Origin of the sequence: Streptomyces pactum, from assembly GCF_002005225.1 — a bacterium.
Taxonomy (GTDB): Bacteria; Actinomycetota; Actinomycetes; order Streptomycetales; family Streptomycetaceae; genus Streptomyces; species Streptomyces pactum_A.
Map to the genome: position 1 here is coordinate 5,867,937 of NZ_CP019724.1, position 22,670 is coordinate 5,890,606.

Genomic DNA, 22,670 nt, shown 5'->3' on the forward strand with positions numbered 1-22,670 from the left:
GACAGGCGTGGGGTGTGCGGGCCGGTCCTGCGGGCCGGGCCCGCAGGCGGGGGCTGGCGGCCGGGGCTCCGCCCGGGGAGCCGCGCCCAGCTCAGCCCACGTTCACCGCGCTCCACGCCGCGCCCACCGCGGCGTGCTCCGGGCTGTCGGCGCCGTACAGGTCCTCGGCCGCGCCCAGGGTGGCCGTGCGGGCGCCCGCGTAGTCGGTGGACGAGGTCATGTAGACCGTCAGCGCCCGGTACCAGATGTCGCCGAGCTTGTCCCGGCCGATCCCGGAGACGGTGGACCCGTCGCAGGTGGGGGAGTCGTAGTTCACGCCGCCCACGCTCTTCGCACCGCTGCCCTCGGCCAGCAGGTAGGCGAAGTGGTTGGCGACCCCGGAGGAGTAGTGGACGTCGAGGTCGCCCACCGACGTGCTCCAGCAGTCGGCCGAACTGCCGTCCCTGCTCGGCCTGTCCAGGTAGCGCAGGGCGTCGCGTCCGAAGCCGTCCCGGACGACCTTCTCGCCGATCAGGTAGTCCCCGGCGTCGGCGGTGTTGCCCGCGTGCCACTCCACCAGCGTGCCGAAGATGTCGGAGGTCGCCTCGTTCAGGCCGCCGGACTCGCCCGAGTACGTCAGTGCCGCAGTCGACGACGTCACGCCGTGCGACATCTCGTGCCCGGCGACGTCCAGCGAGACCAGCGGTCCGAAGGTCGTCCCGTCACCGTCGCCGTACGTCATGCAGAAACAACTGTCGTCCCAGAAGGCGTTGTTGTACGCGGCGCCGTAGTGCACGCGGTTGTACGAGCCCTTGCCGTCGCCCGCGATGCCGCTGCGCCCGTGGACGTCCTCGTAGTAGTCCCAGGTGACGTCCGTGCCGTACTGCGCGTCCACCGCGGCCGAGGCGCGGTCGGCCGCGGTCCCCGTGCCCCAGTGGTTGTCGGCGTCGGTGAACACCGTCGAGGGCGCCCGGACCGGGCAGATGCCGAGGAAGCACAGGTCGGTCCGGTTCCCGGCGTCGCCGGTGTACGTGTCGCCGCGCGTCGGATCCTTGAGCTGGTACGACGCACCCGACCGCGTCGTCTCCAGCGGCACCGTGCCGCCGTACAGCGACTCGCCGTCGCCCGCCGCGCTCTCGATCGAGTCCCAGGCGTCGATCCGGGCGCCCGTGCGCGCGTCGGTCAGCACCGTGCGGGCGACCGGGTTGCCGGCGGAGTCCAGCGCCGCCGCGTTCGTGCGCCAGGCCAGTTTCGGGGCGCCGTGCAGGGCGTCGACCACCAGCTCGGGCTTGGCGGTGAGCTTCTTCAGGAGCTCGCCCGGGTTGGCGGCGCGCAGCGCGTTCGCGGCCAGGTCGGCGGCCTCGGGGGCGGGCAGCTTCGGGGCGACGGAGGGGACGGAGAGGGTGGCGCTCGTCGCGCGGTTCGCGCCGCGGTAGTCGCCGTCGGGGTCGAGGTGGACGACGAAGTCGCCGCCCAGGACGGGGAGTCCGCGGTAGGTGCGGTCGTAGCGGACGTGCTGGGTGCCGTCCTCGTCGACGACGACGTCGCGGACCTCCGTGTCCTGAGCCGCGGTCAGGCCCAGATCGGCGGCGTGGCCCACGAGGGCCGTCGCCGCGTTGTCGACGGCGGCGGCGGGGCTCGGCCGGCCGGCCGCCCGGGCGCCGGGGACGAGGGCGGCCGTCAGGAGGGCGGCGGTGACGGCGGCGATGCCGGCCGTGGCGAGACGGGAATGTCGGACGTGCCGTATTCGGCGGCTCATCGAACTCCTTGGGGGGAGGAGCGCTTCGGGGCGCGTGGGGGAGCGTGGGGGGCGTGGGGGGAGGGGGCGCTGATGTCGACTCAGGTCTAAGGGAGCCGGACATGTCATGTCCATAGCCCTCCCGTGAAGATCGGGAAAGGCATGAGGGGAGAGAATGACCCTTCGTGGAAACCGCGCGACTCCCCTTCTTCGTCTACGGCACGCTCCGCCCCGGCGGCCCCAACCACGACCTCTTCCTGCGCGGACGCACCCGTGCCGAGGAACCGGCCCGCCTGCACGGCGCCGTGCTCTACGCCGGTCCCGGCTATCCGTACGCCGTGGAGGAGCCGGCGGGCGCGGTCGGCGCGGTGGTCGGCGGGGTACTCGTCACCGCCCGGCCGGAGTCGTACGACGAACTGCTCGCCGCCCTCGACCGGCTGGAGGTGTACGTGCCGGGCGACCCGCGCAACCTGTACGTCCGCATGGCCAGGACGGTGGTACGGGCCGCGGACGGGAGGCCCGTGCGCGCCTGGGTGTACGTCGCCGCCCCGGCCGTCGCCGCACGGCTGCGGGCCGGGGGCACGCCGATCGAGGGCGGCACCTGGCCCCTGCGGTGACCGTCCACGGCGTCAGCGCAACCGCGCGGTGACCGCTACGGCGTGACCGACTCCGTCACCGTTTCGCTCCCCACGTCCGTCACCGCTTCCACCCGGACCGCGCACACCTTGAACTCGGGCATCCGCGAGGTCGGGTCCAGCGCCGGGTTGGTCAGGGTGTTGGCGCGCCCCTCGCCCGGCCAGTGGAAGGGCATGAACACGGTGTCGGGCCGGATGCCGGTGGTGATGCGGGCCGGCGCGACCGCCCGCCCGCGCCGCGAGACGACCGCCACCGGATCGCCCTCGGCCGCCCCGAGCCGCGCCGCCAGCCGCGGGTGCAGCTCCACGAAGGGGCCCGGCGCGGCGGCGTTCAGCTCCTCCACGCGCCGGGTCTGCGCGCCCGACTGGTACTGCGCCACGACCCGCCCGGTGGTCAGCAGCACCGGGTACTCGTCGTCCGGCTCCTCGGCGCTCGGACGGTGCGAGACGGGCACGAACCGGGCCCTGCCGTCGTCGGTGGCGAAGCGGTCGAGGAAGAGGCGCGGGGTGCCCGGATGCCGGTGTCCCCGCGCCCGCGCGGGCCCGTCGGTGCCGGTGGTTTCCTCGGCCCTGGTGGTTTCGTCGGCCCTGGTGGTTTCGTCGGTGCCGGTGGTTTCCTCTGCCCGCGCGGCCCCGTCGCGGCCGGTGGCTTCCTCGGCCCTGGTGGCCTCGTCGGCACCGGTCGTTTCCTCAGCCCCGGTGGTCTCGTCGACCCTGGTGGCTTCGTCAATGCCGGTGGTTTCGTCGGCACCGGTGGATTCCTCACCCCCGGTGGTCTCGTCGATGCCGGTGATCTCGTCGGCCCTGGTGGTCCCGTCGGTGCCGGTGGCCTCGTTCGTCCCGTCCGGTGCCGGGCACGGCCAGAACACGCCGTTCTCCTCCGCCAGCCGCCGGTAGTCGATCCCCGAGTAGTCCGCGGGCCCGCCCGCGCTCGCCCGGCGCAGCTCCTCGAAGACCTCCTCGGGGTCGGTCGGGAAACCCTTCTCCACGCCGAGCCGGCCGGCCAGTTCGTGCAGTACCTCCAGGTCGCCGCGGACCCCGTCCGGCGGGCTGATCGCGCGCCGCCGCAGCAGCACCCGCCCCTCCAGGCTGGTCGTGGTCCCGGTCTCCTCCGCCCACTGCGTCACCGGCAGCACCACGTCCGCCAGCGCCGCCGTCTCGGAGAGCACCACGTCGCACACGGCCAGGAAGTCCAGCGACCGCAGCCGCCCCTCGATGTGTGCCGCGCGCGGCGCCGACACCACCGGGTTGGACCCCATCACCAGCAGCGACCTGATGTCCGTCCCCAGCGCGTCCAGCAGCTCGTACGCACTGCGTCCCGGCCCCGGCAGCGAGTCGGGGTCCACCCCCCACACCTCGGCCACGTGCCGCCGCGCCGCCGGATCGGTCAGCTTCCGGTAGCCCGGCAACTGGTCGGCCTTCTGCCCGTGTTCACGCCCGCCCTGCCCGTTGCCCTGCCCGGTCAGGCAGCCGTACCCCGACAGGGGCCGCCCGGCCCGCCCGGTCGCCAGGCACAGGTTGATCCACGCGCCCACCGTGTCCGTGCCCTTGGCCTGCTGCTCGGGCCCGCGCGCGGTCAGCACCATCGCGGCCTCGGGCGCGCAGAACAGCCGTACCGCCTCCCGCAGCTCGGGAACGGACACCCCGGTGATCCGCTCCACGTACTCCGGCCAGTGCGCCATCGCCGCCGCCCGCGCGTCCTCCCAGCCGGCCGTGCGCTCCTCGACGTACCGCTCGTCGACCCGCCCCTGAGCGACGACCAGGTGCAGCATGCCGAGCGCGAGGGCCAGATCGGTGCCCGGCCGGGGCGCCAGGTGCAGGTCGGCCTGCTCGGCGGTCCTCGTCCGGCGCGGGTCGACGACGATCAGCGTGCCGCCGTTCTCGCGCAGCTCGGCGAAGTACCGCAGGGACGGCGGCATCGTCTCCGCCGGGTTGGACCCGACGAGGATCACGCACCCGGTCTTCGGGATGTCCTCCAGCGGAAACGGCAGCCCCCGGTCGAGACCGAACGCCTTCGTGCCGGCCGCCGCCGCCGACGACATGCAGAACCGCCCGTTGTAGTCGATCTGCGAGGTGCCCAGCGCCACCCGGGCGAACTTCCCCAGCGTGTAGGCCTTCTCGTTGGTCAGCCCGCCCCCGCCGAACACCCCGAGCGCGTCCGCGCCGTGCTCCTCCCGGGTGCGGGCCAGGTTCCCGGCGATCCGGTCCAGCGCCTCCTCCCAGGTGGCCGGCGTCAGCTCCCCGTCGCGGGACCGCACCAAGGGGGAGGTGAGCCGCACCCGGGACGACAGCAGGGCCGGCGCCGTACGCCCCTTTCCGCACAGCGCGCCCCGGTTCACCGGGAAGTCCGCGCGCTCGGTCACCTCGACGGTCCCGTCGGCGGCGGGCGTCAGGTTCATCCCGCACTGCAGGGCGCAGTACGGGCAGTGCGTGGGCGTGGCGGTGTTCTGCATGCCGCCCAGCGTGCGTCGCCCGTGTTACGCGACCGGGCGGCGCTCTGTTACGCCGCCGGGACGGCGACCTCCCCGTCGGCCTGCGGCCACGGTGAGGGCGCGCCACGGCTCATCGCTCACCGGCCAGGTCCAGGGCTCGCGCCACCCCCGGCTCCCTCGGCCCGAGGAACGTGGGGTCCGGCTCGAAGACCGCGTCCAGCGCCGCCTTCCCCGCCGCGAGGATCTCCCGGGCGCCCCCGTAGTACCAGGTCACGTCGTGTACGTCGTCGACCCCGACGCCGTAGGACGCCACCCCGGCCTCCTGGCACAGCGCCACCGCGCGCCGGATGTGGAAGCCCTGGCTGATCAGGACCGCCCGGTCCACGCCGAAGATCTTCTTCGCCCGGACGCAGGAGTCCCAGGTGTCGAAGCCCGCGTAGTCGCTGACGATCCGCCCGTCGGGCACCCCGTGCCGGACCAGGTACGCGCGCATGGCGTCCGGTTCGTCGTACTCCTCGCGGCTGTTGTCGCCGGTGACCAGGACCACCTCGATCCGGCCCGTCCGGTACAGCTCGGCCGCCGTGTCCAGGCGGTGCGCGAGGTACGGCGACGGCTCGCCCTCCCACAGCCCGGCGCCGAAGACGACGGCGACCTCGGTGCGGGGCACGTCGGCCGTGGTGCGCAGCCGGCCGTCGGTCACCACGTGTGTCCACGTGGCCGGCAGCAGCGCCAGCACGCACCCCGCCATCACCGCCCGGATCAGCCGCCGCCGCCCCGCACGGGTGCGCGGCAGGCGCGGTCTGCCAGGTCTCCAGCGGCGCATCGGTCGGTCCCCTCCCCGGTCGTCTCCCGGTCTGTAGTGACGTACCGGAGCGCCGTCCGGTTCGCCGCCCGCTCACACGGCGGGCCCGGCGGTCTGTGAACCGACGGAAAATCCCTGTGACACCCACGCAACGGGGAGGCAACGTCCCGCCTCCACCATCGGTGCATGACGGTGATGACAGTGACGAGTGGAACGAGCGGGCCGCACGCGGCCACCCCCGACGGCGCCCCCGCCCTGGTCGTCGTCGCCCACGGCAGCCGCGACCCGCGCGCGCTGAGCACCGTACGCGCCCTCCTCGACCAGGTCCGCGCCCTGCGCCCCGCCCTGCCGGTGCACCTCGGGCACATCGAGCTGAACGAGCCCCCGCTGCCCGACACGCTCGCCGCCCTGGGAGACGGGCGGGCCGTCCTGGTCCCGCTCCTGCTCAGTCGCGGCCACCACGTCAAGCGGGACATCCCCGAGACGGCCGCGGCCTCGCCGGCCCGCACCCGCGTCGCCGCCCCCCTCGGCCCGCACCCCCTGCTCGTCGACGCCCTGCACGACCGCCTCACCGAGGCCGGCTGGCCCACCCGCGCCCCCCGAGGCGGCGCCGTCGTCCTCGCCTCCGCGGGCTCCCGCGATCCGGACTCCAAGGCCGACACGGCCCGCGCCGCCACCCTGCTGGCCGACCGCCTCGGCGTCCCGGTCGTACCCGCTTACGCCTCGGCGGCGGCCCCCACGGTCCCGGAGGCGGTGCGCGCGCTGACCGCCCGGGGCCATCGCCGGGTGGCCGTCGCCTCGTACTTCACGGCCCCGGGCCGCTTCGCGACGGAGTGCGCGGCAGCGGCCCCGTGGATCGCCGCCCTCCCCCTGGGCACCCACCCGGCGATGGCCCGCCTGCTCCTGCACCGCTACGACCGGGCATGGACGACCGGCGGGGAGGACCACGTTCCCGAAGGGGCGCGGGAGGCATCGGCGTGCGGCTCCGCCGCGCTTGCGCGAGCGGCCACGACGTACCCCGCACTCGCCCGGCAACCGCACCCGGCACCCGCGTAGGCCCCCGACTGTCACACCTTCCGCATACTGTTCCTGACATGGAAGGCACCGCACCCCCACCCCCGTACGACCCGACGTCGGTCGCCCGCTTCGCCCCGGAGCCGGACAAACGCCCCGGCCGCACCGCCTTCCAGCGCGACCGCGCCCGCATCCTGCACTCCGCCGCCCTGCGCCGCCTCGCCGGCAAGACGCAGGTCGTCACGCCGGGGGAGCGCAACCCCGTCTGGGACGCCAGCCCCCGCACCCGCCTCACGCACTCCCTGGAATGCGCCCAGGTCGGGCGCGAACTCGGCGCCGCCCTCGGCTGCGACCCCGACCTCGTCGAGGCCGCCTGCCTCGCCCACGACCTCGGCCACCCGCCCTTCGGGCACAACGGCGAACAGGCGCTCAACGCGTTCGCCGAGGACTGCGGCGGCTTCGAGGGCAACGCCCAGTCGCTCAGGCTCCTCACCCGCATCGAGCCCAAGCGGTTCACCGAGGAGGGCTCCGTCGGCCTCAACCTCACCCGCGCCACCCTCGACGCCGCCACCAAGTACCCGTGGCCCCGCGGCGCCCATCCCACCGACCCGGCCTCGTCCAAGTTCGGCGTGTACGACGACGACCGGCCCGTCTTCGAGTGGCTGCGCAAGGACGCCCCCGGCGCCCGCACCTGCTTCGAGGCCCAGGTGATGGACTGGGCCGACGACGTGGCGTACTCCGTGCACGACGTCGAGGACGGACTGCACGCCGGTCACATCGACCCGAACTGCCTGCTCGCCGACCCCGAGCGCGAGGCGGTCTTCGAGGCCGCCGCCGGCCGCTACGTCCCGGCCGGCACCGACCACGCCGAACTCGCCGCCGCGCTCGACCGCCTCCTCGCCCAGGACTGGTGGCCGCACGGCTACGACGGCACGGCCGTCGCCCAGGCCCGGCTGAAGGACGCCACCAGCCAGCTCATCGGCCGCTTCTGCCTCGCCGCCGAGGCCGCCACCCGGGCCGCGTACGGGGGCGGCCGGCTCACCCGGTACACCGCCGAACTCGTCGTTCCCCGCGAGGCCCGCATGGAGTGCGCCGTCCTCAAGGCGGTCGCCGTCCGGTACGTCATGCAGCGCACCGAGCAGGAGCGGCTCCGCGCCGACCAGCGCGTCGTCGTCGCCGAACTGGCCGAGGCGCTCACCGCCCGCGCCCCCGACGGCCTCGACCCCCAGTTCCGCGCCCTGTTCGACCGGGCCGGTGACGACCGGACCCGCAAACGGGTGATCGTCGACCAGATCGCCTCCCTCACCGACGCCTCGGCCCGCTCGCTTCACGCCCGCCTGACGGGGCACCCATGAGACTGACGGGACAGGTGTGACCCGACAGGCACGGAGGTCCGCGAAACACGTCCCTCCGTGGCCTGATCGGGTCACTCCCTCTTCCCGCACCACGCCACGTGCGGGACGCTCGCATGTGGCGGCACCCCGACGAGGAGGCAGACAAGTGGTCGACGCGGATCAGACATTCGTCATCGTCGGAGGCGGCCTGGCCGGTGCGAAGGCGGCCGAGACACTCCGCACGGAGGGTTTCACCGGCCGGGTGATCCTCGTCTGCGACGAGCGCGACCACCCCTACGAGCGCCCGCCGCTGTCCAAGGGCTACCTCCTCGGCAAGGAGGAGCGCGACAGCGTCTTCGTGCACGAGCCCGCCTGGTACGCGCGGCACGACGTCGAACTGCACCTCGGCCAGACCGTCGTCGAGATCGACCGCGCAGCCAAGACCGTGCACTACGGCGACGACGGCACCCACGTCAGGTACGACAAGCTGCTCATCGCGACCGGTGCCGAGCCCCGCCGTCTCGACGTCCCCGGCACCGACCTCGCCGGCGTCCACCACCTGCGCCGCCTGGCCCACGCCGAGCGCCTCAAGGGCGTCCTCACCTCCCTCGGCCGGGACAACGGCCACCTGGTGATCGCCGGCGCCGGCTGGATCGGGCTGGAGGTCGCGGCGGCGGCCCGTGAGTACGGCGCCGAGGTCACCGTCGTCGAGCCGGGACCGACCCCGTTGCACGGCGTTCTCGGCCCCGAGCTGGGCGCCGTCTTCGCCGAGCTGCACGAGGCGCACGGCGTCCGCTTCCGTTTCGGCGTGAGGCTGACCGAGATCATCGGCCAGGACGGCGTGGTGCTGGCCGCCCGCACCGACGACGGCGAGGAGCACCCCGCGCACGACGTGCTGGCCGCGATCGGCGCCGCCCCGCGCACCGCGCTGGCCCAGGCGGCGGGACTGGAGATCGCCGACCGCGCGCACGGCGGCGGCATCGTCGTCGACGAGCACCTGCGCACCGGTGACCCCGACATCTACGCGGCCGGTGACGTGGCCTCCTTCCACCACGCCCTCTTCGACACCAGCCTGCGGGTGGAGCACTGGGCCAACGCGCTGAACGGCGGCCCGGCCGCGGCCCGCGCGATGCTCGGCAAGGGCCTCGCCCACGACCGCGTGCCCTACTTCTTCACCGACCAGTACGACCTGGGCATGGAGTACTCCGGCTGGGCGCCCGCGGGGTCGTACGACCAGGTGGTGATCCGCGGGGACGCGGCGAAGCGCGAGTTCATCGCCTTCTGGGTGCGGGAGGGCCGGGTGCTGGCCGGGATGAACGTGAACGTGTGGGAGGTCACGGAGCCGATCCAGCAGTTGATCCGTTCGAAGGCCCCGGTGGACACGGAGGCGCTGGCGAACCCGCACGTACCCCTCGAAAGCCTCATCGCATAGCCGTCGGTCCGCCCCCGGCCCCGATTCCCGGGGGGCCACCCCCGGACCCCCCGGCCGTGCCGCGTCGGACGGCCGCTTCGCGGCGGGCCGGACCTCCGGGGCAGCGCCCGTCGCCGGGCCCGAGCATGTCGGTGCCGCACCGTAGACTTCAGGCGTGGCTGGACGGATCAACGACGAGGACGTGAAGGCGGTACGGGACGCGGTCCCGATCGACGCCGTGGTGTCCGAGTACCTCCAGCTCCGCAACGCGGGCGGCGGCAACCTGAAGGGCCTGTGCCCCTTCCACGACGAGAAGTCCCCGTCCTTCCAGGTCAGCCCGAGCAAGGGGTTCTTCCACTGCTTCGGCTGCCAGGAGGGCGGCGACACCATCACGTTCGTGATGAAGATCGACCACCTCACCTTCTCGGAGGCGGTCGAGCGCCTGGCCGGTCAGGCCGGCATCACCCTGCGCTACGAGGAGGGCGGGTACAACCCCACCCACCAGCGCGGCGAACGCATCCGCCTGGTCGAGGCCCACAAGATCGCCGCCCAGTGGTACGCGGAACAGTTGGCGGCCGGCCCGGAGGCCGACACCGGCCGCACCTTCCTCGCCGAGCGCGGCTTCGACCAGGACGCCGCCCGGCACTTCTCCGTCGGCTACAGCCCCCAGGGCTGGGACCACCTCACCCGCTACCTGCGCGGCAAGGGCTTCAGCGACAAGGAGCTGATCCTCTCCGGCCTCGCCCAGGAGGGCCGCCGCGGTCCCATCGACCGCTTCCGCGGCCGGCTGATGTGGCCCATCCGCGACATCGGCGGCGACGTCGTCGGCTTCGGCGCCCGCAAGCTCTACGAGGCCGACAACGGCCCGAAGTACCTGAACACCCCCGACACCGCGATCTACCGGAAGTCCCAGGTCCTGTACGGCATCGACCTGGCGAAGAAGGACATCGCGAAGGCCAGCCGCGCCGTGGTCGTCGAGGGCTACACGGACGTCATGGCCTGCCACCTGGCCGGCGTCACCACCGCCATCGCGACCTGCGGCACCGCCTTCGGTGGCGACCACATCAAGATCCTGCGCCGCCTCCTGATGGACAACGGCTCCGCGCGCGTGATCTTCACCTTCGACGGCGACGCGGCCGGGCAGAAGGCGGCCCTGCGCGCCTTCGAGGACGACCAGAAGTTCGCCGCCGAGACCTACATCGCCATCGCCCCCGACGGCATGGACCCCTGTGACCTGCGTCTGGCCAAGGGCGACGAAGCGGTCGCCGACCTGGTCGAGCCGCGCACCCCGCTCTTCGAGTTCGCGCTCCGCCAGATCGTGAGCCGCTACGACCTGGACACCCCGGCCGGCCGCGCCTCCGCCCTGGACGAGGCCGCCCCGGTCGTCGCCCGCATCAAGAACAGCGGCGCCCAGCACGAGGTCGCCGTGCAGCTCGCCGGCATGCTCGGCATCCTCGACACGCAGTTCGTGGTCAAGCGGATCGCCCAGTTGGCCCGCTGGGCCCGCGACCGCGGCGGCAAGGGCCCCGCCCCCGACCGGCCGCAGCGCGGCAGCGGCGGCGCCCCGCAGCAGTACGCCGCCCCGGCCGGTCCGGGCCCCCGCGGCGGCCCGGCGCTCAATCTGCGCAACCCCGTCTTCGCCACCGAACGCGAGCTGCTCAAGCTCGCCCTCCAGCGCCCGGAGCTGGTCTCCCCGGCCTTCGACGCGTACGGCGTCGACGAGTTCACCGCCCCGCCCTACGCCGCCGTACGCGAGGCGATCCAGGCGGCGGGCGGCGCCGAGTTCGGCGTCCAGGACCCGCAGGACTACCTGGTCCGCGTCCGCGAGGCCGCCCCGGACGACGCCGTCCGCGCCATGGTCACCGAGCTCGCGGTCGAGGCGATCATGCTGCACCGGGGCGTGAAGGACGTCGACGAGGTCTACGCGGGCGCCCAACTGGTCACCGTCCGGCGGCGGGCCGTCGAGCGCCGCATCCGCGACATCACGGGCCGCCTCACCCGCCTGACCGGCCACGGCGACCCCGCCGAACTGGCCGCCGTGCAGAACGAGCTGTGGGTCCTCCAGCAGTACGACCAGACCCTGCGCGAACACGGCGCCGCCGCGTTGTGAGACGCGACGGCGCGGACCCGACGGTGCGGACCGGCGGGGATCAGCCGCCGTCCCGGGCGAACGCCGGCGTCACCGCCCGCACCAGCCGCTCGGCGAATTCGCCGTCGCGGTTCCCGCACCGCGGGTACTCGGTGACGAAGTGCCCCCACCTCCACGTACCCGGCCGCCTCCACCACGTCCTCGGCTGATGTCGCATCCGTCCGCGGGCGAGCACGATGTGAGTCAGCCTCAGGCCGGCCGCGGCGGCCCACCGGCCGAGCCGTTCGGCCTCACCGGGCTCCGGGCAGCGCACCGTCACATGTGCTTCGTACCGGGAACCGGACATCCCGGGATCGTGCCGGAGCGGGGCACCGCCCGGCACCCGGGTTTCCGGCGGTGACCGTGCGGTCACGGCCCGGACGCAAAAAGTCACCGCACGCCCCTCGTGGCGGCGATGTGTCGTACCCCACACTGGGGGCGGTGCCTGAGTCCTCGGAGCGCGGCCGATCCGTCCCGGCGGGTCGCTGGTCCCCGCGGCCGCGCCCCACGCGTACGGGGCGGACAGCGGCGAGCGAGCCGGCTCCGCCCCCGAAGTACCGCGCCGGTCCCCGCCGGCCGTGTCCATCCTGGAGGTCGCCCCCGTGCAGACCCAGACCCTCACCCAGACCGACACCAGTACCGACGGCGCGGCGCCGGACGCGCGAAGCGGCGTCCTCGTCGCGATGCCCCCGCAGCACCGCGCCGTGCACCACCCCGAGAACCGGCCGGACGAGCCGCCCGCGGCGGACGTCCCCGAAGCGGCCGGCCACCCGGGCGAACCGGCCGACGCCCCCGCCGACGGCCGGGAGCCGGCCGACGTTCCCGCCGACGGCCCGGACCCGGCCGACGTTCCCGCCGACGGCCCCGAGCCGGCCGAACCGCCGCCGCCCACCCGCACGGAGACCGGCGGGCCCTCCTCCGACCTGTTCCGGCAGTACCTGCGGGAGATCGGCCGGATTCCGCTGCTCACCGCGGCCGAGGAGGTCGACCTCGCCCGGCGCGTGGAGGCCGGGCTGTTCGCCGAGGAGAAGCTGCGGCTCGCCGTCGACCTGGACAGCCGGCTCGCCCTGGACCTCGACCGGCTGGTCGTCATGGGCCGCCTGGCCAAGCGCCGCCTGATCGAGGCGAACCTGCGGCTCGTGGTGTCCGTGGCCAAGCGCTACGTCGGACGGGGGCTGACCATGCTCGACCTGGTCCAGGAGGGGAACCTGGGCCTGATCAGGGCCGTGGAGAAGTTCGACTACGCCCGCGGCTACAAGTTCTCCACCTACGCCACCTGGTGGATCCGCCAGGCCATGTCCCGGGCGCTGGCCGACCAGGCGCGCACCATCCGCGTCCCCGTCCACGTCGTGGAACTGATCAACCGGGTCGTCCGCGTCCAGCGGCGCATGCTCCAGGAACGCGGCCACGAGCCGACCGCGCAGGACGTCGCCGCCCACCTGGACCTGGCCCCCGAGCGGGTCGGCGAGGTGCTGCGCCTCGCCCAGGAGCCGGTGTCCCTGCACGCCCCGGTCGGCGAGGAGGACGACGTCGCCTTCGGGGACCTGATAGAGGACGGCGACGCCGCCAGCCCCGTGGAGTCGGCCGCGTTCCTGCTGCTGCGCGAGCATCTGGAGGCGGTGCTCTCCACCCTCGGCGAGCGCGAGCGCAAGGTCGTCCAGCTCCGCTACGGCCTGGTCGACGGCCGCCCCCGCACGCTGGAGGAGATAGGCCGCATCTTCGGCGTGACCCGCGAGCGGATCCGCCAGATCGAGTCCAAGACCCTCAACAAACTCCGCGACCACACCTTCGCGGACCAGTTGAGGGGTTACCTGGACTGAGCCCCCTACTCCACCTCCGCCACGGCCTGCGCGAACTGCGCCTGGTAAAGCCGCGCGTACGCGCCGCCCGCCTCGAGCAGTTCCACGTGCCCGCCCTGCTCGACGATCGCCCCGTTCTCCATCACCAGGATCGTGTCCGCGTCCCGGATCGTCGACAGCCGGTGCGCGATCACGAACGACGTCCGCCCGTGCGCGAGCTTGGCCATCGCCTTCTGGATCAGCACCTCGGTACGGGTGTCCACGGACGACGTCGCCTCGTCGAGGACCAGGATCACGGGGTCGGACAGGAACGCCCGCGCGATGGTGATGAGCTGCTTCTCACCCGCGCTCACCCCCGTGCCCTCGTCGTCGATCACGGTGTCGTAGCCGTCGGGCAGCGTCCGCACGAACCGGTCGGCGTGCGCGGCCCGCGCGGCCTCCTCGATCTCCCCGCGGGTGACCTCCCGCGACGCCCCGTACGCGATGTTCTCCGCGATGGTGCCGCCGAACAGCCAGGTGTCCTGGAGCACCATGCCGATACCGGCCCGCAGCTCGTCCCGGGACATCTTCGCGACGTCCACGCCGTCCAGGGTGATCCGCCCGCCGGAGACCTCGTAGAACCGCATCAGCAGATTGACGAGCGTCGTCTTCCCGGCGCCCGTCGGTCCCACGATGGCGACCGTGTGCCCCGGCTCCACCTTCAGCGACAGGTCCTCGATCAACGGCTTCTCCGGGTCGTACCGGAACGACACGTGCTCCAGCGCCACCCGCCCGCGCAGGTCCTCGGGCCGGGCGCCCGGGATCGGGTCCGCCGACTGCTCCTCGGCGTCCAGCAGCTCGAAGACCCGCTCCGCCGACGCGACGCCCGACTGCACCAGGTTCGCCATCGACGCGACCTGCGTCAGCGGCATCGAGAACTGCCGGGAGTACTGGATGAAGGCCTGCACGTCACCGATGGACAGGGAGCCGGAGGCCACCCGCAGGCCGCCCACCACCGCGACGAGCACGTAGTTCAGGTTGGACACGAACATCATCAGCGGCTGCATGATCCCGCTGTTGAACTGCGCCTTGAACCCGGCCTCGTACAGCGCGTCGTTCTGCTCGGCGAACTGCTTCGCCGACTCCTCCTGGCGCCCGAACACCTTCACCAGCGCGTGTCCGGTGTACATCTCCTCGATGTGCGCGTTGAGCTGTCCCGTGGAGCGCCACTGCTGCACGAACTGCGGCTGCGACCGCTTGCCCACGCGGGTGGCCACGACGAACGACAGCGGAACGGTCACCAGCGCGACCAGCGCCAGGATCCAGGAGACGTAGAACATCATCGCCAGCACGCCGATGATGGTCAGCAGCGAGTTGATCAACTGGCCCATCGACTGCTGGAGCGTCTGGCCGATGTTGTCGATGTCGTTCGTGGCCCGGGAGAGCACCTCACCGCGCTGGCGCTTGTCGAAGTACGACAACGGCAGGCGCGACAGTTTCGTCTGCACGTCCTCGCGCATCCGGAACATGGTCCGGTTGACCGCGCGGTTCACCAGCCGCGTGGCCACCGCCATCAGCAGCCCGGCGACGGCGAAGACCGCCAGCGCGAGCAGCAGCACCTCGCCCACGGCACCGAAGTCGATGCCCTGGCCCGGGGTGAAGTCCGTGCTGCGGAGCATGTCGGCGACATCGCCGTCGCCGCGCTCCCGCATGGAGTCCAGGACCTGTTCCTTCGTGGCCCCGGCCGGCATGTCCCGCCCGACGATCCCCGCGAAGATCAGGTCGGTGGCCCTGCCGAGGATCTTCGGCCCGACCACGTTGAGGCCGACGCTGACGACCAGGCACGCCAGCAGGGTGAACAGGGTCGCCCGCTCCGGCCGGAACCGGGTGACGAGCCGCTTGCCCGACCCCTTGAAGTCCATCGAACGCTGGTCGGGGCCGCCCCCGGCCATCATGCGACCCGCAGGCCCGGCCATCAGGCGGCCTCCGCTTCCGTGAGCTGGGAGAGCACGATCTCCCGGTAGGTTTCGTTCTCCGTCATCAGCTCGTGGTGCCGGCCCACGCCGACCACCCGCCCCTCGTCCAGCACGATGATCCGGTCGGCGTCCCGGATGGTCGCCACCCGCTGCGCCACGATCACCACGGTCGCCTCGGCGGTCTCCCGGCCCAGCTCGGCACGGAGCGCGGCGTCGGTCGCGTAGTCCAGGGCGGAGAAGGAGTCGTCGAAGAGGTAGATCTCCGGGCGCTGGACGAGGGTGCGGGCGATGGCGAGGCGCTGCCGCTGGCCCCCCGACACATTGGTGCCGCCCTGCGAGATCGGCGCGTCGAGCCCGCCCTCCAGCCGCTCCACGAACTCCCTGGCCTGCGCGACCCCCAGCGCGTGCCACAGCTCCTCGTCCGTGGCGTCCGGATTGCCGTAGCGCAGGTTGGTGGCGACCGTGCCCGCGAAGAGGTACGGCTTCTGCGGCACCAGCCCCACGATCCGGGCCAGCACCTTCGGGTCGACGGTCCGTACGTCCACCCCGTCCACCAGCACCTCGCCGTCCGTGGCGTCGAACAGCCGGGGGACCAGCCCGAGCAGCGTGGACTTGCCGCTGCCGGTCGAGCCGATGACGGCGGTCGTCTCACCCGGCCGGGCCACCAGCTCGATGTGCCGGAGCACCGGCTCCTCGGCACCGGGGTAGCGGAAACCGGCCCCCCGCATCTCGAGGTGCCCGTGCCGCCGCAGCTCGGTGACCGGCGCCAGCGGCGGCACCACACTGCTCTCGGTGTCCAGGACCTCCTGGATGCGCTCGGCGCAGACCTCCGCGCGCGGCACCATCATGAACATGAAGGTGGCCATCATCACGGACATGACGATCTGCATGAGGTAGGCGAGGAACGCGGTCAGATCGCCGATCTGCATCCCGCCGCTCTCGATCCGGTGGGCGCCGAACCACACCACCGCCACCGACGACACGTTCACCACCGTCATGACCACCGGGAACATCAGCGCGAGCAGGTTGCCGGTGCCCAGCGCTACGTCGGTGAGGTCGGCGTTGGCCTTCCGGAAGCGCTGCTGCTCGTACTCGTCCCGCACGAAGGCGCGGATGACGCGGTTGCCGGTGATCTGCTCGCGCAGCACCCGGTTCACCGTGTCCAGCCGCTCCTGCATGGCCCGGAACAACGGCCGCAGCTTCCGCACGATCAGCGTCACGCAGATTGCCAGCACCGGCACGACCGCGACGAGCACCCCGGACAGCGGCACGTCCAGGCCGAGCGCCATCACGATGCCGCCGACGCACATGATGGGCGCCGACACCATCAGGGTGAACGACATCAGGGCCAGCATCTGGACCTGCTGCACGTCGTTCGTCGTCCGGGTGATCAGCGAGGGCGCGCCGAAGCCGCCGACCTCGCGCGCCGAGAAGGACTGCACCCGGTCGAAGACGGCACCGCGCACGTCCCGGCCGAGCGCGGCCGCGGTCCGCGCGCCGTAGTAGACGGCGCCGATGTTGCACACCACCTGGACGAGCGAGATGCCGATCATCAGGGCGCCGTAGCCCAGGATGTAGCCGGAGTCGCCCTTGACGACACCGTTGTCGATGATGTCCGCGTTCAGCGTGGGCAGGTAGAGGGAGGCGCAGGTCTGCAGGAACTGCAGCGCCACCAGCAGGGCGATGGGTTTCTGATAGGGCCTGAGATAGGTCCGCAAGAGTCGTATGAGCACACTGGGTCTTTCGGAGTCGGCGACCGGGGCGGATGGTTGCCCCTGGCCCCTATCGTCGGACACTCCACCAGCGTTACCCCAACCGATTAACCCGACAGCGCGCTACTTCCGGCCTTATGGGCGGTCCTACACGTGCAGCGCCCCCGGATGCGTCTGTTCCCGCACCGACACGAACTGCTGGCGCACCGCCTGACCCACCGCCAGTTCCTCACCCGGCTCCAGCACCTGCGCGACGGCGCCCTGCCAGCCGGGGGGCGTACGCGGGTCCAGCGTGCCCTGCGACACGCCGAGCGCCCACGCCGCCTGCCGGGCGGAGCCGATCGCGGCGTAGTCCGCCGGCTGCGGCACGACGACCTGCGTCCCGAACAGCGCGGGCGCCGCCGCCTGCACGGCCGGCAGCTCGGCCGCCGCGCCCAGCAGGAAGACCCGCCGTACGTCCACGCCCCGGGCGCGCAGCACGTCGAGGGCGTCCGCCAGGCCGCACAGCATGCCCTCGAACGCGGCCCGCGCCAGATGCTCCGGCTTCATCGACTCGCGCCGCAGACCGGCGAGCGTGCCGGCGGTGTGCGGCAGGTTCGGCGTGCGCTCGCCCTCCAGGTAGGGCAGCAGTACCAGCCCGTGCGAGCCCGGCGTCGACTTCATCGCCAGTTCGGACAGGCTCTCCAGGTCCCCCACGCCGAGCAGCTCGGCGGCGCCGCGCAGGGTCCGTACGGCGTTCAGGGTGGTCACGACCGGCAGGTGCATGCCGGTGGCGTCGGCCAGCGCGGTGATCATGCCGGACTGGTCGACCAGCGGCTCGGTGTGTACGGCCATGACGGAGCCGGAGGCGCCCAGCGACACCACCGCGTCGCCCAGCCCGATTCCCAGCCCGAAGGCGGCGGCCTGCGTCTCACCGGTTCCGGCGGAGATCAGCAGGCCCTCCGGCGTCGTACCGGCCGCGTCGGCCGGGCCGATCACCTCCGGCAGCATCACCTGGTGCCCGAGCGCCAGCTCGACCAGATCGGGCCGGTAGCCGCTGCTCGCCGCCGACCAGTAGCCGGTCCCGGAGGCGCCGCCCCGGTCGGTGGTCCTCCTGACCGGCCGCCCGAGGAGCTGCCACACCAGCCAGTCGTGGGCCTGGAGCAGCACCGCGGTCCGCGCCGCGGCCTCCGGCTCGTTCCTCGCCAGCCAGCGCAGCTTGGTCACCGGCTGGGCGGCCTGCGGCACACAGCCCACGGCCTGCGCCCACGCCTCACGCCCGCCGAGCGCGTCGACCAGGTCGGCCGCCGCCACCTGGGAGCGCTTGTCGCCCCCCACCATGGCCGGGCGCACGGTGTTGCCCTGCGAGTCCAGCGGCACGACCGAGTTCGCCTGTGCGGAGACGCCGATGGCCTGCACGCCCTCCAGCAGCCCGCCGCCGGCGGCCTCCCCGAGGGAGAGCAGCCACGCCTGCGGATCGACGTCCGCGGGGCGGCCCCCGCCTTCGGGGCTCTCCAGCGGGTGCGGCGCGTAGCCCTGGCGCAGCACGGCGCCCGTCTCCGAATCGCAGACGACGATACGAGTGAAATCGGGCGAACTGTCCAACCCGGCGACTATCCCCATGCTCGAAATTCTGCCGCACCGGGAGCGGATGTCCGTACCCGGTGGGGACACGGGACCGGCTCGGGCACCCGCCTCAGGTGTTGCTGGTGCCCCAGTCGTCCGCGCCGCTGCCGTTCGCGTTGCGTTCACGCAGGGAACGGACCCGCTGGGCGACCGAGTCGGGCATCCGGTCCCCGACCTTGTCGCTCACCGCGGTGTACGCCTTGTCGGCGAAGTGCCTGCCCTGCTGGGCCGCCGACTCGGCGGTGTTGCGCACGGCGGGGTTCTGCGCGACCTGGCGGGCGGACTTGCGCAACTGCTCGTACCGCTCCCGTCCGGCCTTCGTGCCCAGCACGTATCCCACCGCGAGTCCGACGACGAACGTGAGCCGGTAACGCATGGCGGTCACCCTTTCCTTGCTCTAGGTCCCCGGTGTCGGGGAGTACCGATTGGCGGAGCACCCCCCTGCTTGCGCTAATGTATGTGTCGCAGCGAGCGCGCGCCCCCTGGCGGATACCCAGGTAGGTGCGTTCGATGCGATACGAGACCTTCCTCGGTAGCTCAATTGGCAGAGCAGCCGGCTGTTAACCGGCAGGTTACTGGTTCGAGTCCAGTCCGGGGAGCTCGGTCCTCCGTAGCTCAATTGGCAGAGCAGCCGGCTGTTAACCGGCAGGTTACTGGTTCGAGTCCAGTCGGGGGAGCATGGTGAACGGGGACCCCGAGGGGGGTCCTTTTTCATGTCCGGGAACCGCGCGGCACGCTGCGGAGTCTCCAAGGTCATCAAGACGTCGCGGTAGCCGACCATCCGAGGCAGGAGATCGTATGAGCGGCTATGCTGCGGCAGACGGCGCGCACACGTGACGCGACACGCCGCTATGGGGCGGTAGCTCAGCCGGTTAGAGCAGCGGACTCATAATCCGCCGGCCGTGGGTTCGAGTCCCACCCGCCCCACCGAGCGACCCCGGACAGAATCGTTCTGAGCTGGGCGAAAGAGTTTGCGGGCCGCTTCGCGCATCGACGACGAGCCTCCTGAGGACCGTACGCCGGGCGACCGCGGCGACGGCCACTGTTCCGGCCGCGGCGCGGTGAGGCCGCCCCTTCGCCGTCGCCGGGGCCGGAAACCCGCTGGCGGGTCGCGTCGCGCTAGCGGTCCTCCGTGGCGTCCTCGTCGTCGCGTTCGCCCTCCGCCTGGGAGGGTGTGGTGTGCGGCGGGTCCGGGGCGTCGTCCCGCTCGTCGTCGCGTTCGCCCTCCGCCTGGGACGGGGTCTGCTCGCTCAGGCTCATCGTGGTGCCTCCTCCTGCCGGACGGGCTTTCGGGCCGGGTACCCACCCGTGGCCCACGGCACCACTCAGCGCCCGAGCCGGCCCACTGCCGTCCGCAGGGCCGCGCGCACCTCGGCAGGCGGGGGCGGGCCGTCGCTCCCGGCGCTGGCGGTGACGGCCGCGGCGACCGTGCGCAGCTTGGTGTTGGAGAGCTGGGAGGCCTCCCGCAGGATGTGCCACGCCTCTTCCGACGTGCAGGCGTGCAGCGCCATGAGCACCCCCCGGGCCTGGTCGATGACCGGGCGGGACGCGATCGCCTGGCGCAACTGCTCCACCTCCTCCTGCAGGACGTGCAGCCGCTCCGAGCGCTCCGCCGCCACAGCCGAGCGCTCCGCCGCCACCGCCGAGGGGGCCGCCGCTGCGGCGGGCCGCGGCGGTGACCGGTGGGCCGTGGCGCGCAGGGGGTCGGTGGTGTCCAGACCGGTGAGTTCCAGTACCCGCAGCGGCTGGCCGCGCCAGTTCGTCGCCGTCGCCGGCACCGCCTGCCGTTGGCTGTAGCCGCCCAGCAGGTCCAGGAACTGCAGCCCGGCCGTGTCCATGAACAGCACGTCGCCCATGTCCAGGTCGACCCGCTCGACGTCGGCCGGCAGCGTGGCCAGGGCCTCGGCCAGAATGTCCACGCACCCGTGGACGAGTTCTCCACGCGGTACGAGCAGCGCCCGGCCGACGTCCACCTGGCCGTCGATGACCAGGGTGGCCGGCCTCCCCGCCAGACGTGGTGGTGCCGCTGGGGTCATGTCACCGCCTTGTCCGTCCTTGCTTGGTCCCTGACTGACGTTCGCGAACGTCACACAGCCACCGTCGGAGTCGGACCGACCGGGTGCCGGGGCGGGCCCGGCCGGCGGCTGTCCGGCGCCGCTGTCGGTGCACCTGCCCGCCGGACCGCGGACTACACCCGGAGCCGGAGAATGCCCGGCGTACGGCTGGGTAAAGGAGCTGCCCGCCGGCCCCGGTCCGGTTCCCGCTCCCGCACGCTCACAGCGGTGAGTGCCACGTGAACGTCGTCCCCTCCCCGCCGGCCCTGCCCGGCTCGCCGGTCTCCCCGTCGTCGGCGACCGTCAGCCGTACCCCGTCCCGGCCGTCCGGCGCGGCGGCGGTCGCGTCGACGGTCACCTCGACACGGGAGACGCCCGGCCGTCCGGCCGCGTCGGTCAGGGCGTGGCGCAGGGCGGTGAGCAGGCGGTCCGCGACCCCGTCCGGTACACGGGTGTCGACGGCGCCCGTGAAACGCGTGGACGGCGGGAAGCCGAGCAGGGCGGCGGCGGACGCGGTCTCGCCCAGCACGCGGCCGCGCAGGCCGGCCGGCGGGTCCGCCGGGGACTGCCGCAGCGCGAGGATCGTCGTACGGACCTCCTGGACCGTGGACCGCAGTTCGTCCACCGCCCGGCCGAGGATGTCCCGGACGTCCTCGGCGCCGGGGCGGCGCTGCGTGGACTCCAGCATCAGCCCGGTGGCGAACAGCCGCTGCACCACCAGGTCGTGCAGGTCCCGGGCGATGCGGTCGCGGTCCTCGTAGACCGCGAGGCGCTCCCGGCCGCGCCGGGCGTCGGCGAGGACGAGGGCGAGCGCGGCCTGCGAGGCGAACTGCGTGGCGAGCAGCCGTTCGACGTCCGTGTACGGACGGTCGCCGCGGCGGCGGGGGAGGGCGAGGGTGCCGATGAGCCGACCGTTCGCCTGCAGGGGGAGCATCATGCTCGGCCCGAACCGGTGCCGTACGTGTGTCGTCATGCGCGGATCGGTCGCCGAGTCCGCGACGAACACCGGTTCGCCGCCCAGGAGCTGCTCGAGGACGGGGCTGCCCGGCGCGATGGTCGCGCCGACGATGCCGCCCGGGTCCTCGGGCGTCGAGGCGGTCACGATCTCCATGCCGCCCTCGGCGGTCGGTTGCAGGATCACGCCGGCACTGGCGCCGGCGAGGAGACGGGCCCGTTCGGCGACCGTGGTCAGAGCGTCGTCGGCGCTGTCCTCGGTGAGCAGCGCGGTGGTGACGGCCGCCGCGCCCTCGAGCCAGCGTTCGCGCTGGCGGGCCGTCTCGTACAGCCGGGCGTTGCCGATGGCGATGCCGGCCTGCGTGGCCAGGACCCGAAGCAGTTGTTCGTCCTCGGCCGTGAACGGGACGCCGCCGGGCCGGCCGGCGAGGTGCAGCTCGCCGAACTCCTCGTCGCGCACGTGGATCGGCACCCGCAACCGGGGCGCCGTCTCCGGTACGCCGCCCCGGTCCGGGGTGCGGGTCCCGGCGAGGCCGTCCGGGTCCGGGGTGCGGGTGTCGGTGAGGCCGTCCGGGGCTGGGGTGCCGGTGTCGGTGAGACCGTCCTGGTCCGGGGCGCGGGTGTCGCGGGAGCCGTCCCGGTCCGGGGTGCGGATCCCCCAGAGGCCGTCCCGGCCGGGGTCGGCGGTGGTCAGGGCCGCCGAGGCGGCGCCGGTCAGCTCGGCGGCGCCGTCCACGATGTGCTGCAGGGTGCTGTGGAGATCGAGGTCGGCACCGACGCCCAGGACGGCCTCGAGGAGGCGGGTCAGTCGGGGCGCGGGCTGCGCGGTCATTCCGTCCGGCTTCCTCGGTCTTCGGGTTCCGCGGGTCCTGCGGATTCCGGGTTCGTGCGTTTCCGGCTTCTGCGGGTCCTGCGGGTCCTGCGGGTTCCGGGTTCGTGCGTTTCCGGGTTCTGCGGGTCCTGCGGGTTCCGGGTTCTGCGGGTTCCGGGTTCGTGCGTTCCGGGTTCTGCGGGTTCCGGGTTCCGCGCGTGCCGGGTTCTGCGGGTCCCGCAACTCCGGGCTCTTCGGGTTTCCCGGGTCCGGCGACTGCGCCGGGGCCGTGCCCGGGGGCGGTGGG

At 73.2% G+C, this 22,670-nt stretch carries 16 protein-coding genes, 3 tRNA genes and 1 pseudogene; 9 read left to right on the forward strand and 11 right to left on the reverse strand.

Annotated features, from left to right (window positions below; translation table 11 throughout):
• Positions 1-91: 91 nt before the first annotated feature.
• Positions 92-1,738: a M4 family metallopeptidase gene (locus tag B1H29_RS25065; protein WP_055416788.1), complete on the reverse strand. Its 1,647-nt coding sequence runs from the start codon at positions 1,736-1,738 to the stop codon at positions 92-94.
• Between the two features lie 164 nt (positions 1,739-1,902).
• On the opposite strand from B1H29_RS25065, the gene B1H29_RS25070 reads away from it, so the two are divergent.
• The gene (locus B1H29_RS25070) at positions 1,903-2,334 is read left to right on the forward strand and encodes a gamma-glutamylcyclotransferase family protein (protein WP_055416787.1); all 432 of its coding nucleotides are present in this window, start codon (positions 1,903-1,905) and stop codon (positions 2,332-2,334) included.
• A 35-nt stretch (positions 2,335-2,369) separates the two neighbouring features.
• Here B1H29_RS25070 and B1H29_RS25075 read toward each other — a convergent pair whose 3' ends face one another.
• Complete coding sequence (locus tag B1H29_RS25075) at positions 2,370-4,805, reverse strand: molybdopterin oxidoreductase family protein (RefSeq protein ID WP_055416786.1); 2,436 nt, start codon at positions 4,803-4,805, stop codon at positions 2,370-2,372.
• A 109-nt stretch (positions 4,806-4,914) separates the two neighbouring features.
• A complete protein-coding gene (locus tag B1H29_RS25080) occupies positions 4,915-5,607 on the reverse strand; it encodes a SanA/YdcF family protein (RefSeq protein WP_079160444.1) in 693 nt (230 codons plus the stop codon).
• Between the two features lie 174 nt (positions 5,608-5,781).
• Here B1H29_RS25080 and B1H29_RS25085 point away from each other — a divergent pair, with 174 nt between their 5' ends.
• The 4 genes from B1H29_RS25085 (at position 5,782) to dnaG (ending at position 11,455) form a co-directional block, all read left to right on the forward strand.
• Positions 5,782-6,642 (forward strand): sirohydrochlorin chelatase, encoded by an 861-nt coding sequence (locus tag B1H29_RS25085; RefSeq protein ID WP_055417721.1) that lies wholly within the window; start codon positions 5,782-5,784, stop codon positions 6,640-6,642.
• A 38-nt stretch (positions 6,643-6,680) separates the two neighbouring features.
• The gene (locus B1H29_RS25090) at positions 6,681-7,955 is read left to right on the forward strand and encodes a deoxyguanosinetriphosphate triphosphohydrolase (RefSeq protein ID WP_055416785.1); all 1,275 of its coding nucleotides are present in this window, start codon (positions 6,681-6,683) and stop codon (positions 7,953-7,955) included.
• A gap of 145 nt (positions 7,956-8,100) precedes the next feature.
• Positions 8,101-9,366: an NAD(P)/FAD-dependent oxidoreductase gene (locus tag B1H29_RS25095; RefSeq protein WP_055416784.1), complete on the forward strand. Its 1,266-nt coding sequence runs from the start codon at positions 8,101-8,103 to the stop codon at positions 9,364-9,366.
• Positions 9,367-9,520: 154 nt separating this feature from the next.
• Complete coding sequence (gene dnaG, locus B1H29_RS25100; RefSeq protein ID WP_055416783.1) at positions 9,521-11,455, forward strand: DNA primase; 1,935 nt, start codon at positions 9,521-9,523, stop codon at positions 11,453-11,455.
• Between the two features lie 40 nt (positions 11,456-11,495).
• Here dnaG and B1H29_RS39500 read toward each other — a convergent pair whose 3' ends face one another.
• Positions 11,496-11,780, reverse strand: a complete 285-nt coding sequence (locus B1H29_RS39500) for a hypothetical protein (protein ID WP_234392952.1) — start codon at positions 11,778-11,780, stop codon at positions 11,496-11,498.
• 134 nt (positions 11,781-11,914) lie between these two features.
• On the opposite strand from B1H29_RS39500, the pseudogene B1H29_RS25110 reads away from it, so the two are divergent.
• Positions 11,915-13,293 (forward strand): annotated as a pseudogene (locus tag B1H29_RS25110) (sigma-70 family RNA polymerase sigma factor).
• Between the two features lie 5 nt (positions 13,294-13,298).
• Here the strand turns inward: B1H29_RS25110 and B1H29_RS25115 are convergent.
• From B1H29_RS25115 to B1H29_RS25130, 4 genes are all read right to left on the reverse strand, one after another.
• Positions 13,299-15,227 (reverse strand): ABC transporter ATP-binding protein, encoded by a 1,929-nt coding sequence (locus tag B1H29_RS25115; protein WP_055416780.1) that lies wholly within the window; start codon positions 15,225-15,227, stop codon positions 13,299-13,301.
• Positions 15,227-16,960 carry an ABC transporter ATP-binding protein gene (locus tag B1H29_RS25120; RefSeq protein WP_055416779.1) on the reverse strand — a complete coding sequence of 578 codons (1,734 nt, stop codon included), beginning with the start codon at positions 16,958-16,960 and terminating at the stop codon, positions 15,227-15,229. Before B1H29_RS25120 ends, B1H29_RS25115 begins: the two co-directional genes overlap by 1 nt.
• Positions 16,961-17,086: 126 nt before the next feature.
• Positions 17,087-18,541 (reverse strand): xylulokinase, encoded by a 1,455-nt coding sequence (locus B1H29_RS25125; RefSeq protein ID WP_079160445.1) that lies wholly within the window; start codon positions 18,539-18,541, stop codon positions 17,087-17,089.
• A gap of 73 nt (positions 18,542-18,614) precedes the next feature.
• Positions 18,615-18,920, reverse strand: a complete 306-nt coding sequence (locus B1H29_RS25130) for a YtxH domain-containing protein (RefSeq protein ID WP_055416777.1) — start codon at positions 18,918-18,920, stop codon at positions 18,615-18,617.
• A 150-nt stretch (positions 18,921-19,070) separates the two neighbouring features.
• Here B1H29_RS25130 and B1H29_RS25135 point away from each other — a divergent pair.
• From B1H29_RS25135 to B1H29_RS25145, 3 genes are all read left to right on the forward strand, one after another.
• A tRNA-Asn gene (locus B1H29_RS25135) sits at positions 19,071-19,143 on the forward strand.
• 5 nt (positions 19,144-19,148) lie between these two features.
• Positions 19,149-19,221: transfer RNA gene (locus tag B1H29_RS25140), tRNA-Asn, on the forward strand.
• 176 nt (positions 19,222-19,397) lie between these two features.
• Positions 19,398-19,471 (forward strand) — tRNA-Ile (locus tag B1H29_RS25145).
• Between the two features lie 192 nt (positions 19,472-19,663).
• Here the strand turns inward: B1H29_RS25145 and B1H29_RS25150 are convergent.
• From B1H29_RS25150 to B1H29_RS25160, 3 genes are all read right to left on the reverse strand, one after another.
• A complete protein-coding gene (locus B1H29_RS25150) occupies positions 19,664-19,804 on the reverse strand; it encodes a hypothetical protein (RefSeq protein ID WP_199832327.1) in 141 nt (46 codons plus the stop codon).
• 65 nt (positions 19,805-19,869) lie between these two features.
• Positions 19,870-20,580: an ANTAR domain-containing protein gene (locus B1H29_RS25155; RefSeq protein WP_055416776.1), complete on the reverse strand. Its 711-nt coding sequence runs from the start codon at positions 20,578-20,580 to the stop codon at positions 19,870-19,872.
• A gap of 238 nt (positions 20,581-20,818) precedes the next feature.
• Positions 20,819-22,384 carry a GAF domain-containing sensor histidine kinase gene (locus B1H29_RS25160; protein WP_055416775.1) on the reverse strand — a complete coding sequence of 522 codons (1,566 nt, stop codon included), beginning with the start codon at positions 22,382-22,384 and terminating at the stop codon, positions 20,819-20,821.
• Between the last annotated feature and the right edge of the window lie 286 nt (positions 22,385-22,670).

Coding starts and splice junctions, on each gene's coding strand:
- B1H29_RS25130 (WP_055416777.1), bottom strand. CDS start 18,920: ATGCGTTACCGGCTCACGTTCGTCGTCGGACTCGCGGTGGGATACGTG.
- B1H29_RS25085 (WP_055417721.1), top strand. CDS start 5,782: ATGACAGTGACGAGTGGAACGAGCGGGCCGCACGCGGCCACCCCCGAC.
- B1H29_RS25080 (WP_079160444.1), bottom strand. CDS start 5,607: ATGCGCCGCTGGAGACCTGGCAGACCGCGCCTGCCGCGCACCCGTGCG.
- B1H29_RS25090 (WP_055416785.1), top strand. CDS start 6,681: ATGGAAGGCACCGCACCCCCACCCCCGTACGACCCGACGTCGGTCGCC.
- B1H29_RS25160 (WP_055416775.1), bottom strand. CDS start 22,384: ATGACCGCGCAGCCCGCGCCCCGACTGACCCGCCTCCTCGAGGCCGTC.
- B1H29_RS25075 (WP_055416786.1), bottom strand. CDS start 4,805: ATGCAGAACACCGCCACGCCCACGCACTGCCCGTACTGCGCCCTGCAG.
- B1H29_RS25115 (WP_055416780.1), bottom strand. CDS start 15,227: ATGGCCGGGCCTGCGGGTCGCATGATGGCCGGGGGCGGCCCCGACCAG.
- B1H29_RS25125 (WP_079160445.1), bottom strand. CDS start 18,541: ATGGGGATAGTCGCCGGGTTGGACAGTTCGCCCGATTTCACTCGTATC.
- B1H29_RS25155 (WP_055416776.1), bottom strand. CDS start 20,580: ATGACCCCAGCGGCACCACCACGTCTGGCGGGGAGGCCGGCCACCCTG.
- B1H29_RS25150 (WP_199832327.1), bottom strand. CDS start 19,804: ATGAGCCTGAGCGAGCAGACCCCGTCCCAGGCGGAGGGCGAACGCGAC.
- B1H29_RS25065 (WP_055416788.1), bottom strand. CDS start 1,738: ATGAGCCGCCGAATACGGCACGTCCGACATTCCCGTCTCGCCACGGCC.
- B1H29_RS39500 (WP_234392952.1), bottom strand. CDS start 11,780: ATGTCCGGTTCCCGGTACGAAGCACATGTGACGGTGCGCTGCCCGGAG.